At 65.6% G+C, this 20,481-nt stretch carries 18 protein-coding genes; 11 read left to right on the forward strand and 7 right to left on the reverse strand.

The features are described 5' to 3' along the window. Nucleotides 1-171: 171 nt before the first annotated feature. From lptF to HPT29_RS16015, 6 genes are all read left to right on the forward strand, one after another. Nucleotides 172-1,332: an LPS export ABC transporter permease LptF gene (gene lptF, locus HPT29_RS15990; RefSeq protein WP_173946435.1), complete on the forward strand. Its 1,161-nt coding sequence runs from the start codon at nt 172-174 to the stop codon at nt 1,330-1,332. A 2-nt stretch (nt 1,333-1,334) separates the two neighbouring features. Beyond that, nucleotides 1,335-2,420 (forward strand): LPS export ABC transporter permease LptG, encoded by a 1,086-nt coding sequence (lptG, locus tag HPT29_RS15995; protein ID WP_173946434.1) that lies wholly within the window; start codon nt 1,335-1,337, stop codon nt 2,418-2,420. Nucleotides 2,421-2,455: 35 nt separating this feature from the next. Next, nucleotides 2,456-4,978, forward strand: coding sequence for an LPS-assembly protein LptD (locus HPT29_RS16000; RefSeq protein ID WP_173946433.1), 2,523 nt, complete (start codon nt 2,456-2,458; stop codon nt 4,976-4,978). Between the two features lie 24 nt (nt 4,979-5,002). After that, on the forward strand, nt 5,003-6,004 hold the full coding sequence (gene pdxA / locus HPT29_RS16005; protein ID WP_259060077.1) for a 4-hydroxythreonine-4-phosphate dehydrogenase PdxA: 1,002 nt from the start codon (nt 5,003-5,005) through the stop codon (nt 6,002-6,004). Continuing rightward, entirely contained in the window at nt 6,001-6,855 is an 855-nt protein-coding gene (gene rsmA / locus HPT29_RS16010) for a 16S rRNA (adenine(1518)-N(6)/adenine(1519)-N(6))-dimethyltransferase RsmA (RefSeq protein ID WP_173946431.1), read from the forward strand. The genes pdxA and rsmA overlap by 4 nt, the downstream gene beginning before the upstream one ends. A 344-nt stretch (nt 6,856-7,199) precedes the next feature. Next, a complete protein-coding gene (locus tag HPT29_RS16015; RefSeq protein WP_173946430.1) occupies nt 7,200-8,312 on the forward strand; it encodes a D-alanine--D-alanine ligase family protein in 1,113 nt (370 codons plus the stop codon). Between the two features lie 13 nt (nt 8,313-8,325). Here the strand turns inward: HPT29_RS16015 and gmk are convergent, their stop codons facing one another. The 7 genes from gmk to fabD form a co-directional block, all read right to left on the reverse strand. Further along, the gene (gene gmk, locus HPT29_RS16020; protein WP_173946440.1) at nt 8,326-8,991 is read right to left on the reverse strand and encodes a guanylate kinase; all 666 of its coding nucleotides are present in this window, start codon (nt 8,989-8,991) and stop codon (nt 8,326-8,328) included. Beyond that, nucleotides 8,981-9,868 carry a YicC/YloC family endoribonuclease gene (locus HPT29_RS16025; RefSeq protein ID WP_173946429.1) on the reverse strand — a complete coding sequence of 296 codons (888 nt, stop codon included), beginning with the start codon at nt 9,866-9,868 and terminating at the stop codon, nt 8,981-8,983. Before HPT29_RS16025 ends, gmk begins: the two co-directional genes overlap by 11 nt. Before the next feature lie 280 nt (nt 9,869-10,148). After that, the gene (gene mltG, locus HPT29_RS16030) at nt 10,149-11,510 is read right to left on the reverse strand and encodes an endolytic transglycosylase MltG (RefSeq protein WP_173946428.1); all 1,362 of its coding nucleotides are present in this window, start codon (nt 11,508-11,510) and stop codon (nt 10,149-10,151) included. Nucleotides 11,511-11,605: 95 nt separating this feature from the next. Further along, on the reverse strand, nt 11,606-12,868 hold the full coding sequence (fabF, locus tag HPT29_RS16035; protein ID WP_173946427.1) for a beta-ketoacyl-ACP synthase II: 1,263 nt from the start codon (nt 12,866-12,868) through the stop codon (nt 11,606-11,608). A 69-nt stretch (nt 12,869-12,937) separates the two neighbouring features. After that, complete coding sequence (locus tag HPT29_RS16040; RefSeq protein WP_009764365.1) at nt 12,938-13,174, reverse strand: acyl carrier protein; 237 nt, start codon at nt 13,172-13,174, stop codon at nt 12,938-12,940. A 234-nt stretch (nt 13,175-13,408) separates the two neighbouring features. Beyond that, nucleotides 13,409-14,146 (reverse strand): 3-oxoacyl-[acyl-carrier-protein] reductase, encoded by a 738-nt coding sequence (gene fabG / locus HPT29_RS16045; protein WP_173946426.1) that lies wholly within the window; start codon nt 14,144-14,146, stop codon nt 13,409-13,411. A 12-nt stretch (nt 14,147-14,158) separates the two neighbouring features. Then, on the reverse strand, nt 14,159-15,106 hold the full coding sequence (fabD, locus tag HPT29_RS16050) for an ACP S-malonyltransferase (RefSeq protein ID WP_173946425.1): 948 nt from the start codon (nt 15,104-15,106) through the stop codon (nt 14,159-14,161). 407 nt (nt 15,107-15,513) lie between these two features. On the opposite strand from fabD, the gene rpoZ reads away from it, so the two are divergent. The 5 genes from rpoZ (at nt 15,514) to pyrE (ending at nt 20,369) form a co-directional block, all read left to right on the forward strand. Beyond that, the gene (gene rpoZ, locus HPT29_RS16055; protein ID WP_173946424.1) at nt 15,514-15,921 is read left to right on the forward strand and encodes a DNA-directed RNA polymerase subunit omega; all 408 of its coding nucleotides are present in this window, start codon (nt 15,514-15,516) and stop codon (nt 15,919-15,921) included. Nucleotides 15,922-16,104: 183 nt separating this feature from the next. After that, nucleotides 16,105-18,270, forward strand: a complete 2,166-nt coding sequence (locus HPT29_RS16060) for a RelA/SpoT family protein (RefSeq protein WP_173946423.1) — start codon at nt 16,105-16,107, stop codon at nt 18,268-18,270. 5 nt (nt 18,271-18,275) lie between these two features. Beyond that, nucleotides 18,276-18,968, forward strand: coding sequence for a gamma-glutamyl-gamma-aminobutyrate hydrolase family protein (locus HPT29_RS16065; RefSeq protein WP_173946422.1), 693 nt, complete (start codon nt 18,276-18,278; stop codon nt 18,966-18,968). A 42-nt stretch (nt 18,969-19,010) separates the two neighbouring features. Further along, nucleotides 19,011-19,718: an HAD family hydrolase gene (locus HPT29_RS16070; RefSeq protein WP_173946421.1), complete on the forward strand. Its 708-nt coding sequence runs from the start codon at nt 19,011-19,013 to the stop codon at nt 19,716-19,718. 66 nt (nt 19,719-19,784) lie between these two features. After that, nucleotides 19,785-20,369 carry an orotate phosphoribosyltransferase gene (gene pyrE, locus HPT29_RS16075; protein WP_173946420.1) on the forward strand — a complete coding sequence of 195 codons (585 nt, stop codon included), beginning with the start codon at nt 19,785-19,787 and terminating at the stop codon, nt 20,367-20,369. Nucleotides 20,370-20,481 lie beyond the last annotated feature (112 nt).

Raw genomic sequence — 20,481 nt, forward strand, 5'->3', positions numbered from 1 at the left:
TTCAGGCCGGCTGCGACGCTGACGCCTGGGGACATATATCATATGGCGGGTTAAGGCACGGGGAAGCGGTCGTGAAAACGGCGCAATCCCGATCTGTTGAAAACAGCCGTCTTGCCTGAGATCATGTGACAGGATACCCAGGGCTCCACCGCCCGGGGGGCGAAGGGCTTCATGACACTTCTCGAACGCTACATCCTCAAGAACACATTCAATGCCTTCGCCGCGTGTCTCGTCGCCCTGACGGGCGTGATCTGGATCACGCAGGCCCTGCGCGAACTCGACCTGCTGACCGGCAAGGGCCAGACCTTCTTCATCTTCCTGACCGTAACCGGCCTGTCCCTGCCGGCGCTGATCAACGTCATCGCCCCGGTCGCCCTGTTCCTGGCGACGCTCTACACCTTGAACAAGCTCAACGGCGATTCCGAGCTGATCGTCATGAGCGCCGGCGGGATGCCGCCGCAGCGCCTTCTGCGCCCCTTCCTGGCCCTGGCTGCCTTCGTGTGCGTCGTGGTGGCGATCATCTCGCTCTATCTGATGCCCGCCAGTTTCCAGGAAATGCGCCAGCTGTTCACCAAGATCAGGGCCGATTTCGTCGGCACCATGGCCAAGGAGGGACAGTTCATCACCCTCGATAGCGGCATCACGTTCCATTACCGGGAACGCTCGGGGGATGCCCTCCTGGGAATCTTCATGGAAGATCTCCGGGAGAAGGACAAAGCCATCGTGTATCTGGCCGAGCGCGGCCAGACCGTCGAGCAGGGCGGAAACGCCTATCTCTTGCTTCAGAAGGGCAGCGTTCAGCGCAAGGAGCCGAACAGCCGCGATTCATCGATCGTGGCCTTCGAACGCTATGCGGTCGACCTGTCCGCCTTCAACAAGGAGGGCGGCGAGGTCATCTACAAGCCGCGCGAGCGGAGCACGACCCAGCTCCTGTTCCCCGACAAGAACGAACTGATCTACCAGGAGCAGCGGGGGCGCTTCCGGGCCGAGCTGCACGAGCGGCTGTCGTCCTGGCTCTACCCGCTCGCCATGATGATCATCGCCTTCGCGGCCCTCGGGGAGGCCCGAACCACCCGCCAGGGGCGGGGCATTGCCATGGCCGGGGCTGTCGTCGCCATTGTTTTCTTGCGGATCCTGGGCTTTGCCGCATCGAGCGCGGTGGCGCGAACCCCGTTTGCCGTGGTGGCCATGTATGGCATCCCGCTCGCCGGCATCGTGGTGAGCCTGCTGCTCATCTTCAAGGGCCCGGCCATACGGTCCGCACAGGCGAGGCTGCATGCCGCAATCCGCAACCTGCTGCCGTCACGCTCCCCCGCACCTCAGAAGGCCTGACCATGCTGATCGGCCGCACCCTCGGGTTCTATTTCTCGCGACAGTTCATTAAGACTATTTTCTTAGTGTTCGCGACTGTCTTCGGTCTCGTCTACACCCTCGACTTCGTGGAGCTGATGCGCCGGGCGGGCGACGCCCCGGCCGCCACGACCGGGGTGATCGCCCAATTGGCCCTGTTCCGCACGCCGGCCATCGCCGAGCAGGTCATGCCTTTCGCGGTGCTGTTCGGCAGCATGGCGGCCCTCCTCCAGCTCAGCCGCAAGCTCGAGTTGGTCGTGGCCCGGGCCGCCGGTATCTCGGCCTGGCAGTTCCTGCAGCCCGGCCTCCTGATCGCCCTGCTGATCGGCATCGTGTCCGTGACCGTCTACAACCCGGTCTCGGCGATCCTCAAGCAGCGCGGCACTGCCTTGGAAACGCAGATCTTCTCCCGGGCCGTTCAAACCCGCGAGAAGCCGATTTGGATCCGCCAGAGGAGCCAGGACGGACAGGCCATCCTCCGGGGTGACGGCTCCAACGCGGATACGGCGACCCTCTTCGGCGTCACGGTCTATGCCTTCGATCCCGCGGGTGTCTTCACCCACCGGGTCGAAGCCAAGGAGGCGACCCTGCACGAGGGCTTCTGGGAGCTCAAGGATGCCCGCATCCTGTCGGCCACCGAGGAGCCCCAGGCGCACGACCGCTACCTGATCGCCTCGAACCTGCAGCCCTCGCAGGTTCGACAGAGCTTCACCGATCCGGACGCGGTTCCGTTCTGGGACCTCAAGGAGACGATCAACCGCATGGAGCAGGCGGACATCAACGTCACGCCCTACCGGCTCCATTACGACCTGCTTCTGGCCCGCCCGCTGCTGTTCATCGCGATGGTTTTCGTCGCCGCATCCGTATCGTTAAGATTCTTTCGATTCGGCGGTGTAGCGATGATGGTTCTGGGTGGCGTCGCTGCGGGCTTCGTGCTTTATGTCGCGACGGAGCTAATGGCGGAGCTTGGCGCCTCGGGAATCATCAGCTCCCTTGTTGCAGCCTGGTTCCCGGCTGTAGTAGGCAGTCTGTTAGGGACCTTGGCGTTATTGCACCAAGAGGACGGCTAACCGGCCTCGACAAGAAGGTTTGCGAAGGAGTGGGGATGCGGCGGCTTAGGACAACGATCGCAACGTCTGCGATCGCAGCGGCTCTGCTGGCTGCTGTGTCTGTGCCTGCGCTTGCCCAGGCGACCCTGAACGAGGCCATCGCCGGGCGCGCCCAGTCCGGATCCGGCCAGGACCGGCTTCTCGTCGACGCCAAGGAAATCGTCTACGACAACGACAAAAACACGATCGCCGCCTCCGGCGACGTCCAGATGAACTATCAGGGCCGGACCCTCCAGGCCGACCGGGTCACCTACGACCGGAACACCGGCCGTGTCTTTGCGGAAGGCAATGCCCGGCTCACGGACGCCAGCGGTACGGTCGCGACGGGCGACCGCTTCGAGCTGACGGACGATTTCAAGAACGGCTTCATCGATTCCCTGAGGGTGGTTCAGACGACCGTCGAGCAGGGTCGCCCCCTCACGACCCGCTTCTCGGCCCCGCGTGCCGAGCGCGCCGAGGGCGAGACCACGACGTTCGAGCGCGGCACCTATACGGCCTGCGAGCCCTGCAAGGACAACCCGGAGCGCCCCCCGCTCTGGCAGGTCAAGGCCGCGAAGATCATCCACAACAACAGCGAGCGGACGATCTATTACGAGGACGCGACCCTTGAGCTCCTCGGCATCCCGGTCGCCTACCTGCCCTATTTCTGGACCCCCGACCCGACGGTGAAGCGCAAGACCGGCTTCCTGTCGCCGCGCTACGTCTATTCGACCGCGCTCGGCTATGGCGGCTCCGTCCCGTTCTTCTGGGCCATCGCGCCGAATTACGACCTGACGATCAGCCCGACCTTCCTGAGCCGCCAGGGCGTGCTGGGCCAGGCCGAGTGGCGCCACCGCCTCGAGAACGGCACCTACAACATCCGGGCTGCCGGCATCTTCCAGCAGGAGCCGGACGCGTTCCTCCCGCCTCCCTACGGGGCGGGCAACCGCGACTTTCGCGGCTCCCTCGAGACGAACGGCCTGTTCTACATCAACCAGAACTGGCGCTGGGGCTGGGACATCGCGCTGCTCTCGGACAAGTGGTTCCTGACGAACTACAAGATCCGCAGCGAGAGCCTCAGCTCGTACTACATCAAGGAATCGATCTCGACCCTGTACCTCCAGGGACAGGGGGACCGGTCCTTCTTCGACGTGCGCGGCTACTACTTCCAGACCCTGTCGAGCAGCGAGTGGCAGAAGCAGCAGCCCATCGTGGCTCCGGTCCTGGACTACAACAAGCGCTTCACCCCGTCGTCCATCGGCGGAGAGGCCGCCATCGACGTGAACGTGACGCACATCTCCCGCGAGGCCGCCCAGTTCGACCCGCTGTCGATCGCCAATACGACCTATTTCGGCGTGGCCCAGACGTGCATCGTCTTCGATCCGGCCTCCTGCCTCGTGCGCGGCATCAGCGGCACGACCTCGCGCGCATCGGTCATGGCGTCGTGGCGCCGTGAATTCGTCGACCCGATCGGCCAGGTCTGGACGCCGTTCGCCTATGTCAGGGCCGACAACATCTGGATCGACCCCGATTTCAAGGGTTACCAGAACGCTCAGCTCGGCAATTTCCTCGACTCGGACGACGATTTCGTCTTCCGGGGCATGCCGGCGGTCGGCGTCGAGTACCGCTACCCGTTCGTCGCGAGCCTCGGAACCTCCGGCAAGCAGATCCTCGAGCCGATCGCCCAGGTGATCGCCCGGCCGAACGAGACCCGGATCGGCAGCCTCCCGAACGAGGATGCTCAGAGCCTCGTCTTCGATGACACCTCCCTGTTCGACTGGGACAAGTTCTCCGGCTACGACCGGGTCGAGGGTGGCGTCCGGGCCAATGTCGGCATCCAGTACACCGTGACCGGCGCCGACGATTTCTACGCCAACGTGCTGTTCGGCCAGTCCTACCAGATCGCAGGGCGCAACTCGTTCCGGCAGCCCGACCTCGCCAATGTCGGGTTGGATTCCGGCCTCGACTCGCGCGCCTCCGATTACGTGGGCCGCTTCCAGATCTCCCCGAACGCGAATTTCGCGCTCGTGACCCGCGCGCGCTTCGACCAGGAAGATTTCGACGTGAACCGGATCGAGGCCGGTTTCCGGGCGAACTTCAATCCATACCTGCCACTCTCGACCTCGCTGACCTATGCCAATTATGCGGCGCAGCCCGCCATCGGCTTCCCGCTGCGCCGCGAGGGTCTGCTCGGCTCGGCCCGGTGGGACATCTCGCCGAACTGGTACGTGACGGGCTCGGTTCTCCTGGATCTGGACCGCTATCTGCTGGCGCGTGAAACCTACCTCGCCCAGCTCACGACCAATCCGAACGCCGTCTACGAGAGCGACAATACGGCCTATGTCAGCGGCATGTCTCTCGGCCTCGGCTACATGGACGAATGCACGACCTTCTCGGTCAGCTACAGCGTGACCCCGCGTGAGGTGGTGCGCAACTCGGGCGAGAAGAACCAGAACCACACGATCGCGTTCAGCCTCGAGTTCCGGTCTCTCGGCGAGGTGGGCTATACTCAGAATCTGAGCGGCACGAGCGATGAATGATGGGGCGGCGGCCCGGTGTCAGGTGTGAACCAGCGCCCTCTTCTGTTGACCCAAGGTGATCCGGCCGGAATCGGGCCGGAGCTCAGCCTGAGGGCTTGGCTCGAGAGGGATCGGGCCGCTCTGCCGCCCTTCGCCGTTCTCGGCGATCCCGATCATCTCGCCCGGGTCGCGGCCATGTTCGGATGGAGCGTTCCCATCGCGCCCGTGGCGCCGGAACAGATCCGATCCGCATTTTCCGACGCACTGCCCGTCGTGCCGCTGAGCGTCGCGGTGTCGGCAGAGCCAGGACGTCCCGATCCGGCCCATGCTCCGTCCGTCCTCGAATCCATCGACAGGGCCGTGAGGCTCGTTCGAGCCGGTTCGGCGGCGGCCGTCGTGACGAACCCGATCGCCAAGCACGTTCTCTACGATGCCGGCTTCAAGCACCCGGGGCATACGGAATATCTCGCGGCCCTCGCTGCGGAAGGCGGGGCCGAGACCTGCCATCCGGTGATGATGCTGTGGAGCGAGCAGCTCGCGGTCGTCCCCGTGACGGTTCACATTTCCCTTTCGGAAGTGCCCTCCGCCCTGACCACGGATCTGATCGTCCTGACCGGACGGATCGTGGCCCGCGAACTGAGGGACCGGTTCGGAATCGACCGTCCACGGCTCGCCCTCGCGGGGCTCAATCCTCACGCCGGCGAGAACGGCGCCATGGGAACCGAGGACGCCAGGATCATCGTTCCGGCCGTCGACATCCTGCGCGCCGAGGGGATCGATGCGGCAGGCCCTCTGCCGGCCGACACCATGTTCCACGCCCGGGCACGCGGCCGATACGACGCGGCGTTGGCCATGTATCATGATCAGGCCCTGATCCCGATCAAGACCATCGCGTTTGACGAGGCGGTCAACGTGACGCTCGGGCTTCCCTTCGTGCGGACGTCGCCCGATCACGGCACCGCGTTCGACATCGCCGGCAAGGGCATTGCCCGCCCCGACAGTCTCATGGCGGCCCTGAGGCTCGCCGCCCGGCTGGGGCGCGCATGAGCCAGATCGACGACCTTCCCCCCTTGCGCGAGGTGGTCCGCACCCACGGGCTGATGGCCAAGAAATCCCTCGGCCAGAACTTCCTGTTCGACCTCAACCTCACGAGCCGGATCGCCCGCTCCGCGGGATCTCTGGAAGACGCGACCGTCATCGAGGTCGGCCCGGGTCCCGGCGGCCTGACCCGCGCCATCCTGGCGGCCGGCGCCGGGAAGGTGATCGCCATCGAGCGTGACACCCGCTGCCTGCCGGCGCTCGCCGAGATCGCCGAGCGCTACCCCGGCCGGCTCAATGTCGTCGAGGCCGATGCCCTGCAATTCGACCCGCGTCCCCTGGCCGGCAACGGGCTCGTCCGGATCATCGCCAACCTGCCCTACAACGTGGGCACGGCGCTGCTGACCGGCTGGCTCACCGGTGAGGCTTGGCCGCCGTGGTGGGCCTCGCTCACGCTCATGTTCCAGCGCGAGGTGGCCGAGCGGATCGTCGCGGACGAGAGCGATCCGAAGAACTACGGGCGGCTCGGGGTTCTCTGCGGCTGGCGCACGCAGGCCAGGATCTTGTTCGACGTGCCCCCCTCGGCCTTCGTGCCGCCGCCGAAGATCACGTCGAGCGTGGTCCATTTGACCCCGAGGGCCGATCCGCTGCCCTGCCGCATCGGGGCCCTGGAAGCCGTGACCCGCGCGGCCTTCGGACAGCGCCGGAAGATGCTGCGCCAGAGCCTGAAGTCTATTGCCCCCGAGCCGGCCGCGATCATCGAGGCGGCAGGGCTCGAGGAGACGGCCCGGGCGGAAAACGTCTCCGTGGAAGGTTATGTGGCGCTGGCCAATGCCTGGGATTCGACGTGCAAGCCCTGAGAGGCTGGCTCGACAGGGTCCCACCGGCACCTCCTTCGTCATCACCGGCCTTGTGCCGGTGATCCCGATCGCTTCGAGCGCTGAGCGTTTCCGGGTCGGGATGGCCGGGACAAGCCCGGCCATGACAGCGGAGTGCGTCCATGCGAGGCCGACGCGCCCATGCGTTCTGTTCACCCCGTCCCGCTGGACAACGCCACCCTCGATACTCGTCCCACCACAATCCAAGCCTATAGGACGCCGCTGAACCGGCGCGGACAGCCGTTTTCACAGGACCTTAACCGCGCCTCTCCCAAGATCGCATCGACAGGAGCGGCCCCGACGGCCGCACGGGAAGGGAAGCGGGCATGTCGCAGTCGCGAAAGACGATCGGGCTTCTGTTCGGAGGACGCTCGGCCGAGCATGAGGTCTCGAAGCTGTCGGCGGCCAACGTCCTGCGCGCCCTCGATCCCGACCGCTACGACATCGTGCCCATCGGGATCGCCCGGGACGGCCGCTGGCTCCTCTGTGACAACGGCAATGGCGCCGGACGGGGCGCTCAGTCCCTGGAGATCCCGGAAGGAGCCCCGCAGGTGGCCCTTCTTCCGGGCGGGGCCGGCGAGACGATCGTGCTCGACCGCAATGGGCCGTCGCGATCCCTGCGCCTCGATGCGGTCGTTCCCGTGCTCCATGGGCCCAACGGCGAGGACGGCACCGTCCAGGGCTGTCTCGAACTGGCCAATGTTCCGTATGTGGGATCCGGCGTGATGGGCTCCGCCGCCGGGATGGACAAGGACATCGCCAAGCGCCTCCTGCGCGACAGCGGTCTGCCGGTCGTTCCCTTCCTGACGCTCACGCCCGGAACCCGCGTCGACTACCGGGCCGCCGCGGAGGCCCTGGGCACCTCCGACCTCTTCGTGAAACCCGCCAATATGGGCTCGTCCGTCGGTGTGTCCCGGGCTCCCTCGCCCGAGGAGTTCGACAGGGCCTGCGAGCGCGCCTTCCGCTACGACAGAAAGGTGCTCGTCGAGCGCAGCGTCACGGGGGCGCGCGAGATCGAGTGCTCGGTGCTGGAGGACGCCGCCGGCGAGGTCCGGGCGTCGCCGCTTGGGGAGATCGTGCCGTCCGACAGCCACGGCTTCTACAGCTATGATGCCAAGTACATCGATGCGGACGGCGCTCTCCTGCGCATCCCGGCGGATCTCCCGCCGGCCCAGGCACGCCGCATCCAGGAGCTCGCGGTCCTGACGTTCAGAACTCTCGCCTGCGAGGCCCTGGCCCGCGTCGACTTCTTCCTGGATCCGAAGAACGACGACGGCCTCTTCGTCAACGAGGTGAACACCCTGCCCGGGTTCACGGCCATCAGCATGTATCCCAAGCTCTGGGAGGCCGGGGGCCTGCCTCAGGGCGAGCTCATGGAGGTGCTGATCGCCCACGCCATCGCCCGCCACGAGCGCCGGAACGCGCTCGCGCTGGTGTAGGCGGTCGGCCGCGTCAGTCGATCTTCTCGGCCAAGAGCCCTTCGACGAAGTCGGACAGGCCGACGAGGCGCTCGCGCTTCAGCCGTTCGGCCGTCTGGATCGCCTTCAGGCTCTCGAAGGACCTGCCGAGATCCTCGTTGACGATGACGTAATCGTACTCGACCCAACGCTCCATCTCGATCCTGGCATTGGCGAGGCGCTTGGCGATGACCTCGGGGGCATCCTCGGCCCGGCGCTCGAGCCGCGCCTTCAGCTCCCGGAAGCTCGGCGGAAGGACGAACACGGTCACCACGTCGTCCGGGAGCTTCTGACGGACTTGGCGGGTGCCCTGGTAGTCGATGTCGAACACCATGTCCTGGCCGGCGGCCAGCGTCTTCTCCACGGGCTTGCGCGGCGTACCGTAGAAGTTGCCGTGCACCTCGGCCCATTCCAGGAGTTCATCGCGCTCGCGCATCGCCTTGAACTCGTCCACGTCGATGAAGTGGTAATGCTTGCCCTCGATTTCGGAGGGACGCTTGGGACGGGTGGTGACGGACACCGAGAGGACGCCGGCCCGCTCCTCCACGAGGCTGCGGGTGAGTGTGGTTTTTCCGGCGCCGGACGGGGACGACAGGATGAGGATGAGGCCGCGACGTCCGACCGGAGGTTTCGAATCCTGGCTCACCGCATCACTCCACATTCTGAACCTGCTCACGGAATTGCTCGATCACGGCCTTCAATTCAAGCCCGATCCGCGACAGGGACACATCATTGGCCTTCGCACACAGAGTATTGGCCTCGCGCCCGAATTCCTGAGCCAGGAAGTCGAGCCTCCGTCCGACCGGCCCGCCTTCCTGCAGGAGGCCGCGGGCCGCGTCCACATGGGCCCGCAGCCGGTCGAGTTCCTCGCGGATATCGGCCCGGGCCGCAATGAGCACCGCTTCCTGGTGCAGGCGGTCGGGATCGAGACCGGCCCTGCCGTCGAGCAGCTCGGCGATCTGGGTCTCCAGCCGGGCGCGAATGGCCTCGGGCCGGCGGGCCGGTGCCGCCTCGGCCTCGTCGACCAGGCTGGAGATGCGATCGAGCTGCTGCCCGAGAACCACCGCGAGCGCCTGCCCTTCCTTCAGCCGCGCGGCCTTGAGAGACCCGATCAGCGCGCCGACCGCCGCCTTCAGAGCCGCAACCAGCCCCTCGTCCTGTGAGGGATCGGCGGCATCGTCGTCCAGCTCGACCACGCCGCGCACGGACAGCAGACCGTCGAGCGAGGCGGGCTGCACATTGTCCGGAAGCGTCAGGCCGCCGATCGCCGAGAGCAGCGATTGCAGCACATCCTGGTTCACGCGCAGCCTGGGGGCCGACGATGCCCTGCTGAGCGACAGGTTCAGCTGACCCTGGCCGCGGGTCAGCGCCTTGAGGATCTGCCCCCGCGCGTCCTCACCCACCGCATCGAGGCCGGAGGGTGTGCGAACCCGGACCTCGAGCCCGCGACCGTTCACGCTCTTGAGTTCCCAGGCCCATTGGTAGGAACCCGTGACACCGGCTTCGCGGGCAAAACCGGTCATGCTCGCAATGGACATGCGCAAACCTCGAACGGAATGAAAAATCGGCGCGACCATAATGCGCGCCGATCCAAGAGTCGATTTCTTCGTGAGGCGTTCGCGAGAGCCTTTCACAATGACAGCGTGAAGCCTTCCCGTCCCGGCCATCCCGATGCGGTGAGGCGCGGCGCTCTTCCAACCGGGATCACTGGCACAAGGCCGGTGATGACAAAGCTGATAAAGGTCCGGCCGGACCCTCAAGCTGAAGCTGCAGCAGGAAAGTCCCGGACACTATCGATAGGATGCCGCCCGCAGAGCATCACGGCTGACGCAGAGGCGGAACGTTCTTCGGATTGTTCAGATCGAAGGTCTTGTTCTTGAGCGGGTCCTTGTCGGTCCCCTCGCTCGCGTCGAAACCGCGCCCTGGCCGCCCCCCAGAAGTCGGCAGCGCATTCGCGGTGCCGCGCAAGGCAGGCGTCACGCCTGCAGGAAGGCTCGTCTGGTCGCCGGCATCGGGCGCCACCCGGTCCACATCGTTCGCATCGGGAGCCGGACGGCTCTTCTCGATCTGCCGCCAGCGCGTCACATTGCGCTGATGCTGCTCGTATGTTTCGGCGAAGGCATGGCCTCCCGAACCGTCGGCCACGAAGTAGAGATCCTTGGTCCGCGACGGGTTGGCCACGGCCTCGAGGGCGGCACGGCCGGGATTGGCGATGGGACCAGGCGGCAGGCCCTCGACCACATAGGTGTTGTAGGGTGTGGCGGCCTCGATCTCGCTGCGCAGGATGCCGCGGCCGAGGGTGCCCTTCCCGCCGACCAGCCCGTACACGATGGTCGGATCGGACTGAAGCTTCATCCGCTTCATGAGGCGGTTGATGAAGACGCCCGCCACGCGGGTGCGCTCGTCCGCCCGGCCCGTTTCCTTCTCCACGATGGAGGCGAGGATCACGAGCTCCTGGGGCGACTTGATCGGCAATTCGCTGGAGCGGCGCTGCCAGATCTGCTCGATGGCCTGGCGCTGGGCCGCCTGCATCGTGTTGATGATCTGCTGACGGGTCGTGCCGCGTTCGAACTTGTAGGTATCGGGCAGGAGCGAGCCCTCGCGCGGGGTCTCGGTCACATCGCCCGCGAGGATCTCGTGCTCGTACAGGCGGGCGACGATCTGCTCGCTCGTCAGGCCTTCGGGAACCGTGACCGTATGCAGGATTGCCTTGCCCTGGATGAGGGTGTCAATGGCGTCCTCGATGCTGGTGCCGGCCTTGAACTGGAACTCGCCCGCCTTCAGCTGGCCGCGCTGCCGGTTCATGTGGGCATAGGCCTGGAACAGGAGCGGCTGATCGATGACGCCCTCCTCCTTGAGGATGCTGGCGATCTCGCCCGTGCCGGTGTTGCGGGGAATGACCACGACCTTGTCGCTCTGCAGCGGCCCGGGAGCCGCCACCTCGTGCTGGAGCATGGAGAAGCCGAAGATGCCGGCGATTGCCACGGCGACGAGAAGGGTCAGCAGGCCGCTCAGAAGCGACAGCATCCCCCTGCGGCGGCGGCGGAGCCTCGGCGGCGGCGGCGGCGCCATGGAGGGTTTGATGGCCTCGTTCGGAGAGCGGGGTGCCAGACGAGGCTGCGCACCGTGGTCGGAATCGTCCACGGGAGGGAGAAGGAGCTTTTTCTTTCGTCCGAACATTACGCCGCTTTTCTGGTATCGGCCGGCGGTCCTGCCGGTCCGCCGACACCCTAACGGGGATTATGGCGAAAAGCCGTAACGGGCGGTCGCCAGGTTCAGGATACGCGACGAAGAATGAGCGAAGCGTTAGTCCCGCCGAACCCGAAGGAGTTCGACAGGGCGACATTGACCTCCTTGCGCTTGGCCTGCTTGGGCACGAGGTCGATCGCCGTTTCCACCGACGGGTTATCGAGGTTGATGGTCGGTGGAATGATGCCGTCGCGCATGGCCAGGATCGAGAAGATCGCCTCGACGGCGCCGGCCGCCCCCAGAAGGTGTCCGATCGCCGACTTGGTGGACGACATGGAGAGCTTGCCGGCCGCATTGCCCACGATGCGCTCGACGGCCTTCAGCTCCAGCTCGTCGCCGAGCGGCGTCGACGTTCCGTGCGCGTTGACGTAGTCGATCTCGGAGACGTCGATGCCGGCCCGCTTGAGGGCCGCGGCCATGCAGCGATAGGCTCCGTCCCCGTCCTCGGACGGCGAGGTGATGTGGTAGGCGTCGCCCGACAGGCCATAGCCAATGACCTCGGCGTAGATCTTGGCGCCGCGGGCCTTGGCGTGCTCGTATTCCTCCAGCACCACGACCCCGGCGCCCTCGCCCATGACGAAGCCGTCGCGGTCCTTGTCGTAGGGACGCGAGGCGCGGGTCGGATCGTCGTTGAAATTGGTGGACAGGGCCCGGCAGGCGGCGAAGCCCGCGATGGAGAGCCGGTTGATGGGCGATTCCGTGCCGCCGGCCACCATCACGTCCGCGTCGCCCAGGGCGATGAGGCGGGCCGCGTCGCCGATGGCATGGGAGCCGGTGGAGCAGGCCGTCACCACGGCGTGGTTCGGCCCCTTTAGGCCGTGCTCGATGGACACGTAGCCGCCGGCCAGGTTGATCAGGCGCCCGGGGATGAAGAAGGGCGAGATGCGGCGGGGGCCGCGCTCGATCAGGGTCGCCGAGGCTTCGTAGATGCCGCCGATGCCGCCAATGCCGGAGCCGATCAGCACGCCGGTCGCGCACTGGTCCTCGTACGACTTCGGCTCCCAGCCGGAATCCCGCAGGGCCATGGTGGAGGCCGCCATCGCATAGACGATGAACGGATCGACCTTCCGCTGCTCCTTGGGCTCCATCCACTCGTCGGCATTGAACGTGCCGGCGGAGCCGTCGCCCCGGGGGATCTGGCAGGCGATCTGACAGGCGAGATCGTCGACCTTGAAATCGGTGATTTTATTGGCGCCGCTCTGACCCTCGACGAGGCGGGACCATGTGGCGTCGACCCCGCTGCCGAGCGGCGTGACCATGCCAAGACCTGTAACGACTACCCGGCGCATGAATTCCTGCCCTATCGATTCATAAAATTCGGGCGTCGAATGAGTCATCCGACGCCCTGTTTCAGCCCCTTAGGCTGCGTTCTTCTCGAGGAACCGGATGGCGTCGCCGACCGTCACGATGGTCTCAGCCGCGTCGTCCGGGATCTCGACGTTGAACTCTTCCTCGAAAGCCATCACCAGTTCGACCGTGTCCAGGCTGTCGGCGCCCAGGTCGTCGATGAAGTTGGCGTTGTCGGTCACCTTGTCGGCTTCGACGCCGAGGTGCTCGACAACAATCTTCTTCACGCGATCAGCGACGTCACTCATCGTTTTTTCCTCAGTGGCTGCCGCCTCAGGAATTGGGCGGATTAAGAAATCAATTTAGATCAGCTGTTCAGCTGACAACGCTGAAACGGCCATCCTGCGCCGTGCAAAGCCGCATTTTTAAGCGCCGGTCAACCCCTTTGACCTGATCGGGATCATGCTTAACACAAGCTTATCCTGTCTGGCGAGGGGTGAACGGCTCCTGCAAACAGATTCCGGAAAGCAGGATAAGTTCCTTTAGAACATGGCCATTCCGCCATTCACGTGCAGGGTCTGACCCGTCACGTAGGCGGCCTCGGTGGAGGCGAGATAGACGACCGACGAGGCGATTTCATCGCCCTGGCCGAGCCGCCCCATGGGAATGGTTCCGAGAATTCCCTCGCGCTGCTTCTCGTTGAGCACGTCCGTCATGGGCGACTCGATGAAGCCCGGGGCGACGAGGTTCACGGTGATGTTGCGGCTGGCGACCTCGGCCGCGAGGGCTTTGGTCATGCCGATCAGGCCGGCCTTGGAGGCGGCATAGTTGCCCTGCCCCGGATTGCCGGTCGAGCCCACGACCGAGCCGATATTGACGATACGTCCGTAGCGGCGGCGCATCATGCCCTTCACGGCCGCCCGCGACAGGCGGAAGGATGCGGTCAGGTTCACGGCGATCACCGTGTCCCATTCCTCGTCCTTCATGCGCATGAACAGGTTGTCCTTGGTCACACCCGCATTGTTGACCAGGATGTCGAGCCCTTCCATGGCGGTCTCGGCGGCCGGAACGAGCGCCTCGACCGAGTCCTTGTCCGACAGGTTCGCCTCGACCACATGGACGCGCTCGCCCAGGGACGAAGCCAGTTCGTCGAGGGCCGCCCGTCGGGTTCCGGACAGGGTCACGGTGGCGCCCTGGGCATGGAGGGCGCGGGCGATGGCGCCGCCGATGCCGCCCGTGGCGCCGGTGACGAGAGCCTTGCGGCCGGTGAGATCGAACATGCAGGGCTCCTCTTATCCGTTCAGGGAGGCTTTGAAGGCGGCGACATCCTCAGGGGTGCCGATGGCCGCGGCCGAGGTGCCGGCCGCGATGCGTTTCACGAGTCCGGTCAGAACCTTGCCGGAGCCGACCTCATGAAATGATTCAACACCCTGAGCGGCCATGAAGGCCACGCTCTCGCGCCACCGGACGGTGCCTGTGACCTGGCGCACCAGGGCGTCGCGGATGGCGGCCGGATCGGTGATGGCGGCAGCTTCCACATTGGCCACGACCGGAACGACCGGGGTATTGACGGTCACGCCGCCCAGGGCCTCGCGCATGGCGTCCGCCGCCGGCTGCATGAGGGCGCAATGGAAGGGGGCGGACACGGTCAGCATCACGGCGCGCTTGGCGCCCCTGGTCTGGGCGATCGCCACGGCCCGTTCCACGGCGGCCTTATGGCCCGACACGACGACCTGGGCGCCGCCATTGTCGTTGGCCGCATCGCAGACCTCGCCCTGCGCAGCCTCTCGGGCCACCTCGAGAGCCGCGTCGTATTCGAGCCCGAGAAGCGCCGCCATGGCGCCCTGCCCGACCGGAACGGCGCTCTGCATGGCATTGCCGCGGATCCGCAGCAGCCGGGCCGTATCGGCGATGGAAAGGCTGCCGGCGGCGGCCAAAGCCGAGTATTCGCCGAGCGAATGACCGGCCACGAAGGCGGCATGCCTCTTGAGGTCGAGACCGGCTTCGGCCTCCAGGACCCGGATGGCGGCGAGGCTCACGGCCATCAGGGCCGGCTGGGTGTTGGCAGTGAGGGTCAGCTCCTCGGCCGGGCCTTCCCACATGATGGCGGAGAGCTTCTGGGAGAGAGCCTCGTCGACCTCGTCGAACACCGCCTTGGCCTGAGGGAAGGCATCGGCCAGGGCCTTGCCCATGCCGACGGCCTGGCTTCCCTGGCCGGGGAATATGAATGCGCGCTTCATCGGGAGCGAAACCCTCAATTGATCGAATCCGCGCGGGACTCGCACCCGGACGCCGAGGAGTCAAGGCGTAGGGCCCGTCGGGACGCGCTTGGCCTGTTCACCGGATACGGCGCCGCCACCCGACCAGGAGGCTTCGGTCGAAACCCATCCTCTGGACACCCATCCTGGCCAGGAGCCGATTCACACGCCGCCCGAGCCGGTTCATAACCCTGCGCAATCCCTTCAAGGATCACCTTTGGCTTCCCGTCACGTCCTGAAACAATGTATCAATGCCATGGCGAACCCGGCGTGCGCAGATGCACGACCGGTTAAGTCCCTGCCGGAGAACGGTTCCTCTTGTTTTCTCGCGCCGAACGGTGTATCCGGTCCCCCTTCCGAATTTCTCAAGACTGAAGAAGGAGCCCCGCATGGCTCGCGTGACCGTCGAAGACTGCATCGACAAGGTCGACAACCGGTTTGAGCTCGTTCTGCTGGCCAGCCACCGGGCTCGCCTCATTTCCTCGGGTTCCCCGCTCACCATCGACCGCGACCGCGACAAGAACCCGGTCGTGGCCCTGCGTGAGATCGCCGATGAGACGATTGCTCCCGACGACCTGAAGGAGCAGCTCATTCACTCGATGCAGAAATACGTCGAGGTGGACGAGCCGGAGGCCGAAGCCGTCCCGATGCTCAGCAATACGGCAGCCGCCCCCTCCACCGGCAGCGACAACGACGCGGACATCCAGTTCGACCGCATGAGCGAAGAGGACCTGCTCCGCGGCCTTGAAGGCCTCGTGCCTCCGAGCAGCAGCGCGGACGACGACGACCGCGAATAATCGGTTTAGCCAATCTCGAAAGCCCGGCTCGATGCCGGGCTTTTTTTGTGGGCAGGCCGTTCCGGGCTCCGTATCGGCAGCCTGCGGCAAGCTATTCAGCTTGCGGTTGGAAGACGTTGTACAATATCTTCGATAGCTTCGTCATTTCAGCCAGATAACGGGCCATAAGGAGATTGCGGCCGCATGATGCGCCAGTATGAACTCGTCGAGCGGGTCAAGCGCTACAACCCCTCGGCCAATGAGGCGCTTCTCAACCGCGCTTACATCTATGCCATGATGGCTCATGGCAACCAGAAGCGTGCTTCCGGCGACCTGTTCTTCGGCCATCCCCTCGAAGTCGCAGCCATCCTCACGGACCTCAAGCTTGACGACGCGACCATCGCGGCGGCGGTTCTCCACGACACCGTCGAGGACACGCAGGCGACCCTGGAGGAAATCAACAAGACCTTCGGCCCCCAGATCGGCGCGCTCGTCGACGGCCTGACCAAGATCAAACGGCTCGATCTCGTGTCGAAGCGGGCGGCCCAGGGCGAGAACTTCCGCAAGCTTCTTCTGGCCATCGCCGACGACGTGCGGGTCCTGCTGGTCAAGCTCGCCGACCGCCTCCACAACATGCGCACCCTGCAGTTCATGCCGCCGGACAAGCGCAAGCGCATCGCCGAGGAGACCCTCGACATCTATGCGCCCCTGGCCGGTCGCATGGGTATCCAGGAGATGCGCGAGGAGCTCGAGGAGCTGTCCTTCCAGAACCTCGATCCGGAAGCCTACGAGGCCATTAAGCGCCACCTCCACGAGCTGTCGGCCAAGAACGAGAAGCTCGTCGACGAGATCGAACGGACCCTGACGACGAAGCTGCGCGCGCAGGGCATCGAGGCGTCGGTATCGGGCCGGCAGAAGCGGCCCTATTCCATCTGGCGCAAGATGGAGCGCAAATCCGTCTCCTTCGAGCAATTGTCCGATATCTTCGCCTTCCGGATCATCGTGAACACCATCGACGAATGCTACCGGGCGCTCGGAGTCGTCCATACGAGCTGGCCGATGGTGCCGGGGCGGTACAAGGACTACATCTCGACTCCGAAGCAGAACGACTACCGGTCGATCCACACCACGGTGATCGGGCCCGGCAGCCAGCGCGTCGAGCTGCAGATCCGCACCGAGGACATGGACGAGGTCGCGGAATACGGCATCGCCGCCCACGCCCTCTACAAGGAAGGCGTCAACGGCGATTCGCGCCTCGCCACCGAGAGCCGGGCCTATCAATGGCTGCGCCGGACCATCGACCTCCTGGCCGAGGGCGACAATCCGGAGGAGTTCCTCGAGCACACCAAGCTCGAGCTGTTCCACGACCAGGTCTTCTGCTTCACGCCCAAGGGGCGCCTGATCGCGCTGCCGCGCGGCGCGACCCCCATCGACTTCGCCTATGCGGTGCATACCGATGTCGGCAACACGGCGGTGGGCTGCAAGATCAACGGCCGCATGTCGCCGCTCCTGACGGAGCTGCAGAACGGCGACGAGGTGGAGATCGTCCGCGCCGAGGGCCAGACGCCCCCGGCGGCCTGGGAATCGCTCGTGGTCACCGGCAAGGCGCGCGCGTCGATCCGCCGGGCCACCCGTGCGGCCGTGCGCCGGCAATATACCGGCCTTGGCCACCAGATCCTGGAACGCGCCTTCGAGCGGGCCGGCCGGCCCTTCTCCGACGAGAAGCTGAAGGGCGCCCTGCCCCGGTTGGCGCGGGTCTCCGTCGAGGACGTGCTGGCGGCCGTGGGCCGCGGCGAGATGTTCTCCGGCGACGTGGTGCGGGCCGTCTATCCCGACTACCTGGACGAGCGCCGCGCCGGAGCGGACGGCCGCAGCCAGCCCGACGGTGCGGGCAAGAAGGCCGGAAGCGAGCATCCCGGCGGCATTCCGATCCGCGGCCTCAACAAGGACATGCCGATCCGCTTCGCCCAGGAAGGCGGCGCCGTTCCGGGGGACCGCATCGTCGGCATCCTGACCGCCGGCCAGGGGGTGACGATCTACCCGATCCAGTCCCCGTCGCTGGCGGCCTTCGACAACGAGCCCGACCGCTGGATCGACGTGCGCTGGGACCTGGAATCGGGTTCGACGCAGCGCTTCCCGGCGCGCATCAAGCTGCAGTCGATTAACGAGCCCGGATCGCTCGCGCAGATCACCCAGGTGATCGCCGATCATGACGGCAACATCGACAACGTCTCCATGAAGCGGCGCACCCAGGACTTCACCGACATGACCATCGACCTGACGGTCTGGGACCTGAAGCACCTCAACGCCATCATCGCGGAGCTGCGCGCCAAGCGCGTGGTGAGCCGCGTCGACCGCATCACGGGCTGACCGCCATGCCGCACCTGCCCCGCATTGCCGTCATCATGGACGAGAACACCAGCGTCGACGGCACGCGCTACGACATGACGAAAGCGTATTTCGTGGCGATCCAGCGGGCCGGCGGGCTTCCCTTCGGCATCCCGTATGTTCCGGAGATGATCGAGCCGGTGATCGACGGGTTCGACGGCTTCCTCAGCGTGGGCGGCCGCTTCGCCTTCCCCGATTCATGGTTCGTCGACGGGCAGGTCTCCAAGGCTCCCCGGTCGGAGCGGCTGGACATCGAGATCGCCCTGATGCGCGGCTTCCTGGAGCGCGACAAGCCGGTTCTGGGCATCTGCAACGGCATGCAGGTTCTCGCGGCCCTGCACGGATGCCGCCTGTCGCCGGACCTGCGGACGCTCGGACCCGACATCATGGATCACGACCGACGCGGAACCGTCCACAAGGTGGCGATCGAGCAAGGCACCCTGCTCTCGCGCATCGTCGGGCAGACCGAACTCACGGTGAACACCTTTCACCGCGAAGCCGTGGTGACCCTGTCCGACCGGACCGTCGCCAGCGCCCGCGCGGAGGATGAGATCATCGAAGCCATCGAGATCCCCGATCGTCGCTTCGCCATCGGGGTCCAATGGCATCAGGAGCTGTTCGCCGCGCAGGACCATCCGGGCAACAGGCTCTTCGAAGCTTTCGTGCACGCCACCCGATAGCGGCGCTGGAACACCCCGTCATACGCGCGAACGAGCTTCCCCATGCCCATCTCGCTCCTAGGCCTCGATGCCGACGACACCCTCTGGCACAACGAAACCTTCTATCGGATGACGCGCCAGCGCTTCAACGAACTCCTTGCCGATTTCGTCGATGCGGAGACGCTCGAAGCCGAGGTCGAGGCGACGGAGAGGCGCAATCTCGGTCTCTACGGCTATGGCGCAAAGGGCTTCACGCTCTCGATGCTCGAGACAGCGCTTTCGGTCAGCGACGGCCAGGTGTCCAGTCGCGTCCTCACCGAGATCCTGTCGGCCGGACGGGAGATGCTGAGGCATCCCGTCGATCCCTTCCCGGGCGTCCGCGAGGCCCTGGAGGAACTCTCCGCGCAATACAAGCTGATCCTGATCACCAAGGGGGACCTCTTCCACCAGGAATCGAAGCTCGCCGCATCGGGGCTCGGCAGCTTCTTCTCGGGCGTCGAGATCGTCAGCGAGAAGAAGGCCGAGACCTACGCGCGTATCTTCTCCCGCCATGGCGCCGGTCCGGACCATGCGGCCATGGCGGGCAACTCCGTGCGATCGGATGTTCTGCCCGCGCTTGAGGCCGGCAGCTATGCGGCCCTCATCCCCTATCACCTCGTCTGGGCCCACGAGGACGCTCCGCTCCCGACGGCTCATCCCCGGTTCGCCGAGTTGCCGTCGCTCGCGGACCTGCCCGGGTGGCTCGCCGGGATCGCCCGCTCTTCGCGATAGGGCTGCCTGTTTCCCCTTGCCTCGCGCCGGCCTGCCTGCCAAACAGCCGTCGAGGAGACCGAAGCCATGACCCAGAACGACGTTCTCGACGAATTCCGCTCCGCCGGTGCGCTGTTGGAAGGGCACTTCATTCTCTCGTCGGGGCTGCACAGCCCGGTCTTCCTGCAGAAGATGTTCGTGTTCCAGGATCCGGCCAGGACAGAGCGGGTCTGCCGCGCGCTGGCCGAGAAGATCAAGGACACCTTCGGGTCGGTCGATTACGTCGTCTCGCCGGCCGTGGGCGGCATCGTTCCGGGCTATGAGACGGCCCGGCACCTGGGCGCCAAGGCGATCTTCGTCGAGCGGGAGAACGGGGACTTCGTCCTGCGGCGCGGCTTCACGATTCCGGAAGGCGCACGGGTCGTCATGGTCGAAGACATCGTCACGACTGGACTTTCCTCTAGGGAATGCCTGGCGGCCCTGCGGGAGCATCCTGGGACGATTCTCGGCGCGGCCTGCCTGATCGACCGTTCCGGCGGCAAGGCCGACCTCGGCGTGCCTCTGGTGTCCCTGGTCCAGCTCGATATTCCGGCCTATCCGCCGGACCAGCTCCCGGCCGAACTGGCAGCTCTTCCGGCTGTCAAACCGGGCAGCCGCAGCCTGAAATCATAGATAGCTGTTTATTTGTCACACAAAGACTTGACTGCCTTGGTTCCGCCAACTTGACTCTTGGAATTTACACGCCATTAAGTATTTTGCTTTGTCGTTTTTACTCGTCCGAAGG

This window comes from Microvirga terrae (genome assembly GCF_013307435.2).
Taxonomy (GTDB): domain Bacteria; phylum Pseudomonadota; class Alphaproteobacteria; order Rhizobiales; family Beijerinckiaceae; genus Microvirga; species Microvirga terrae.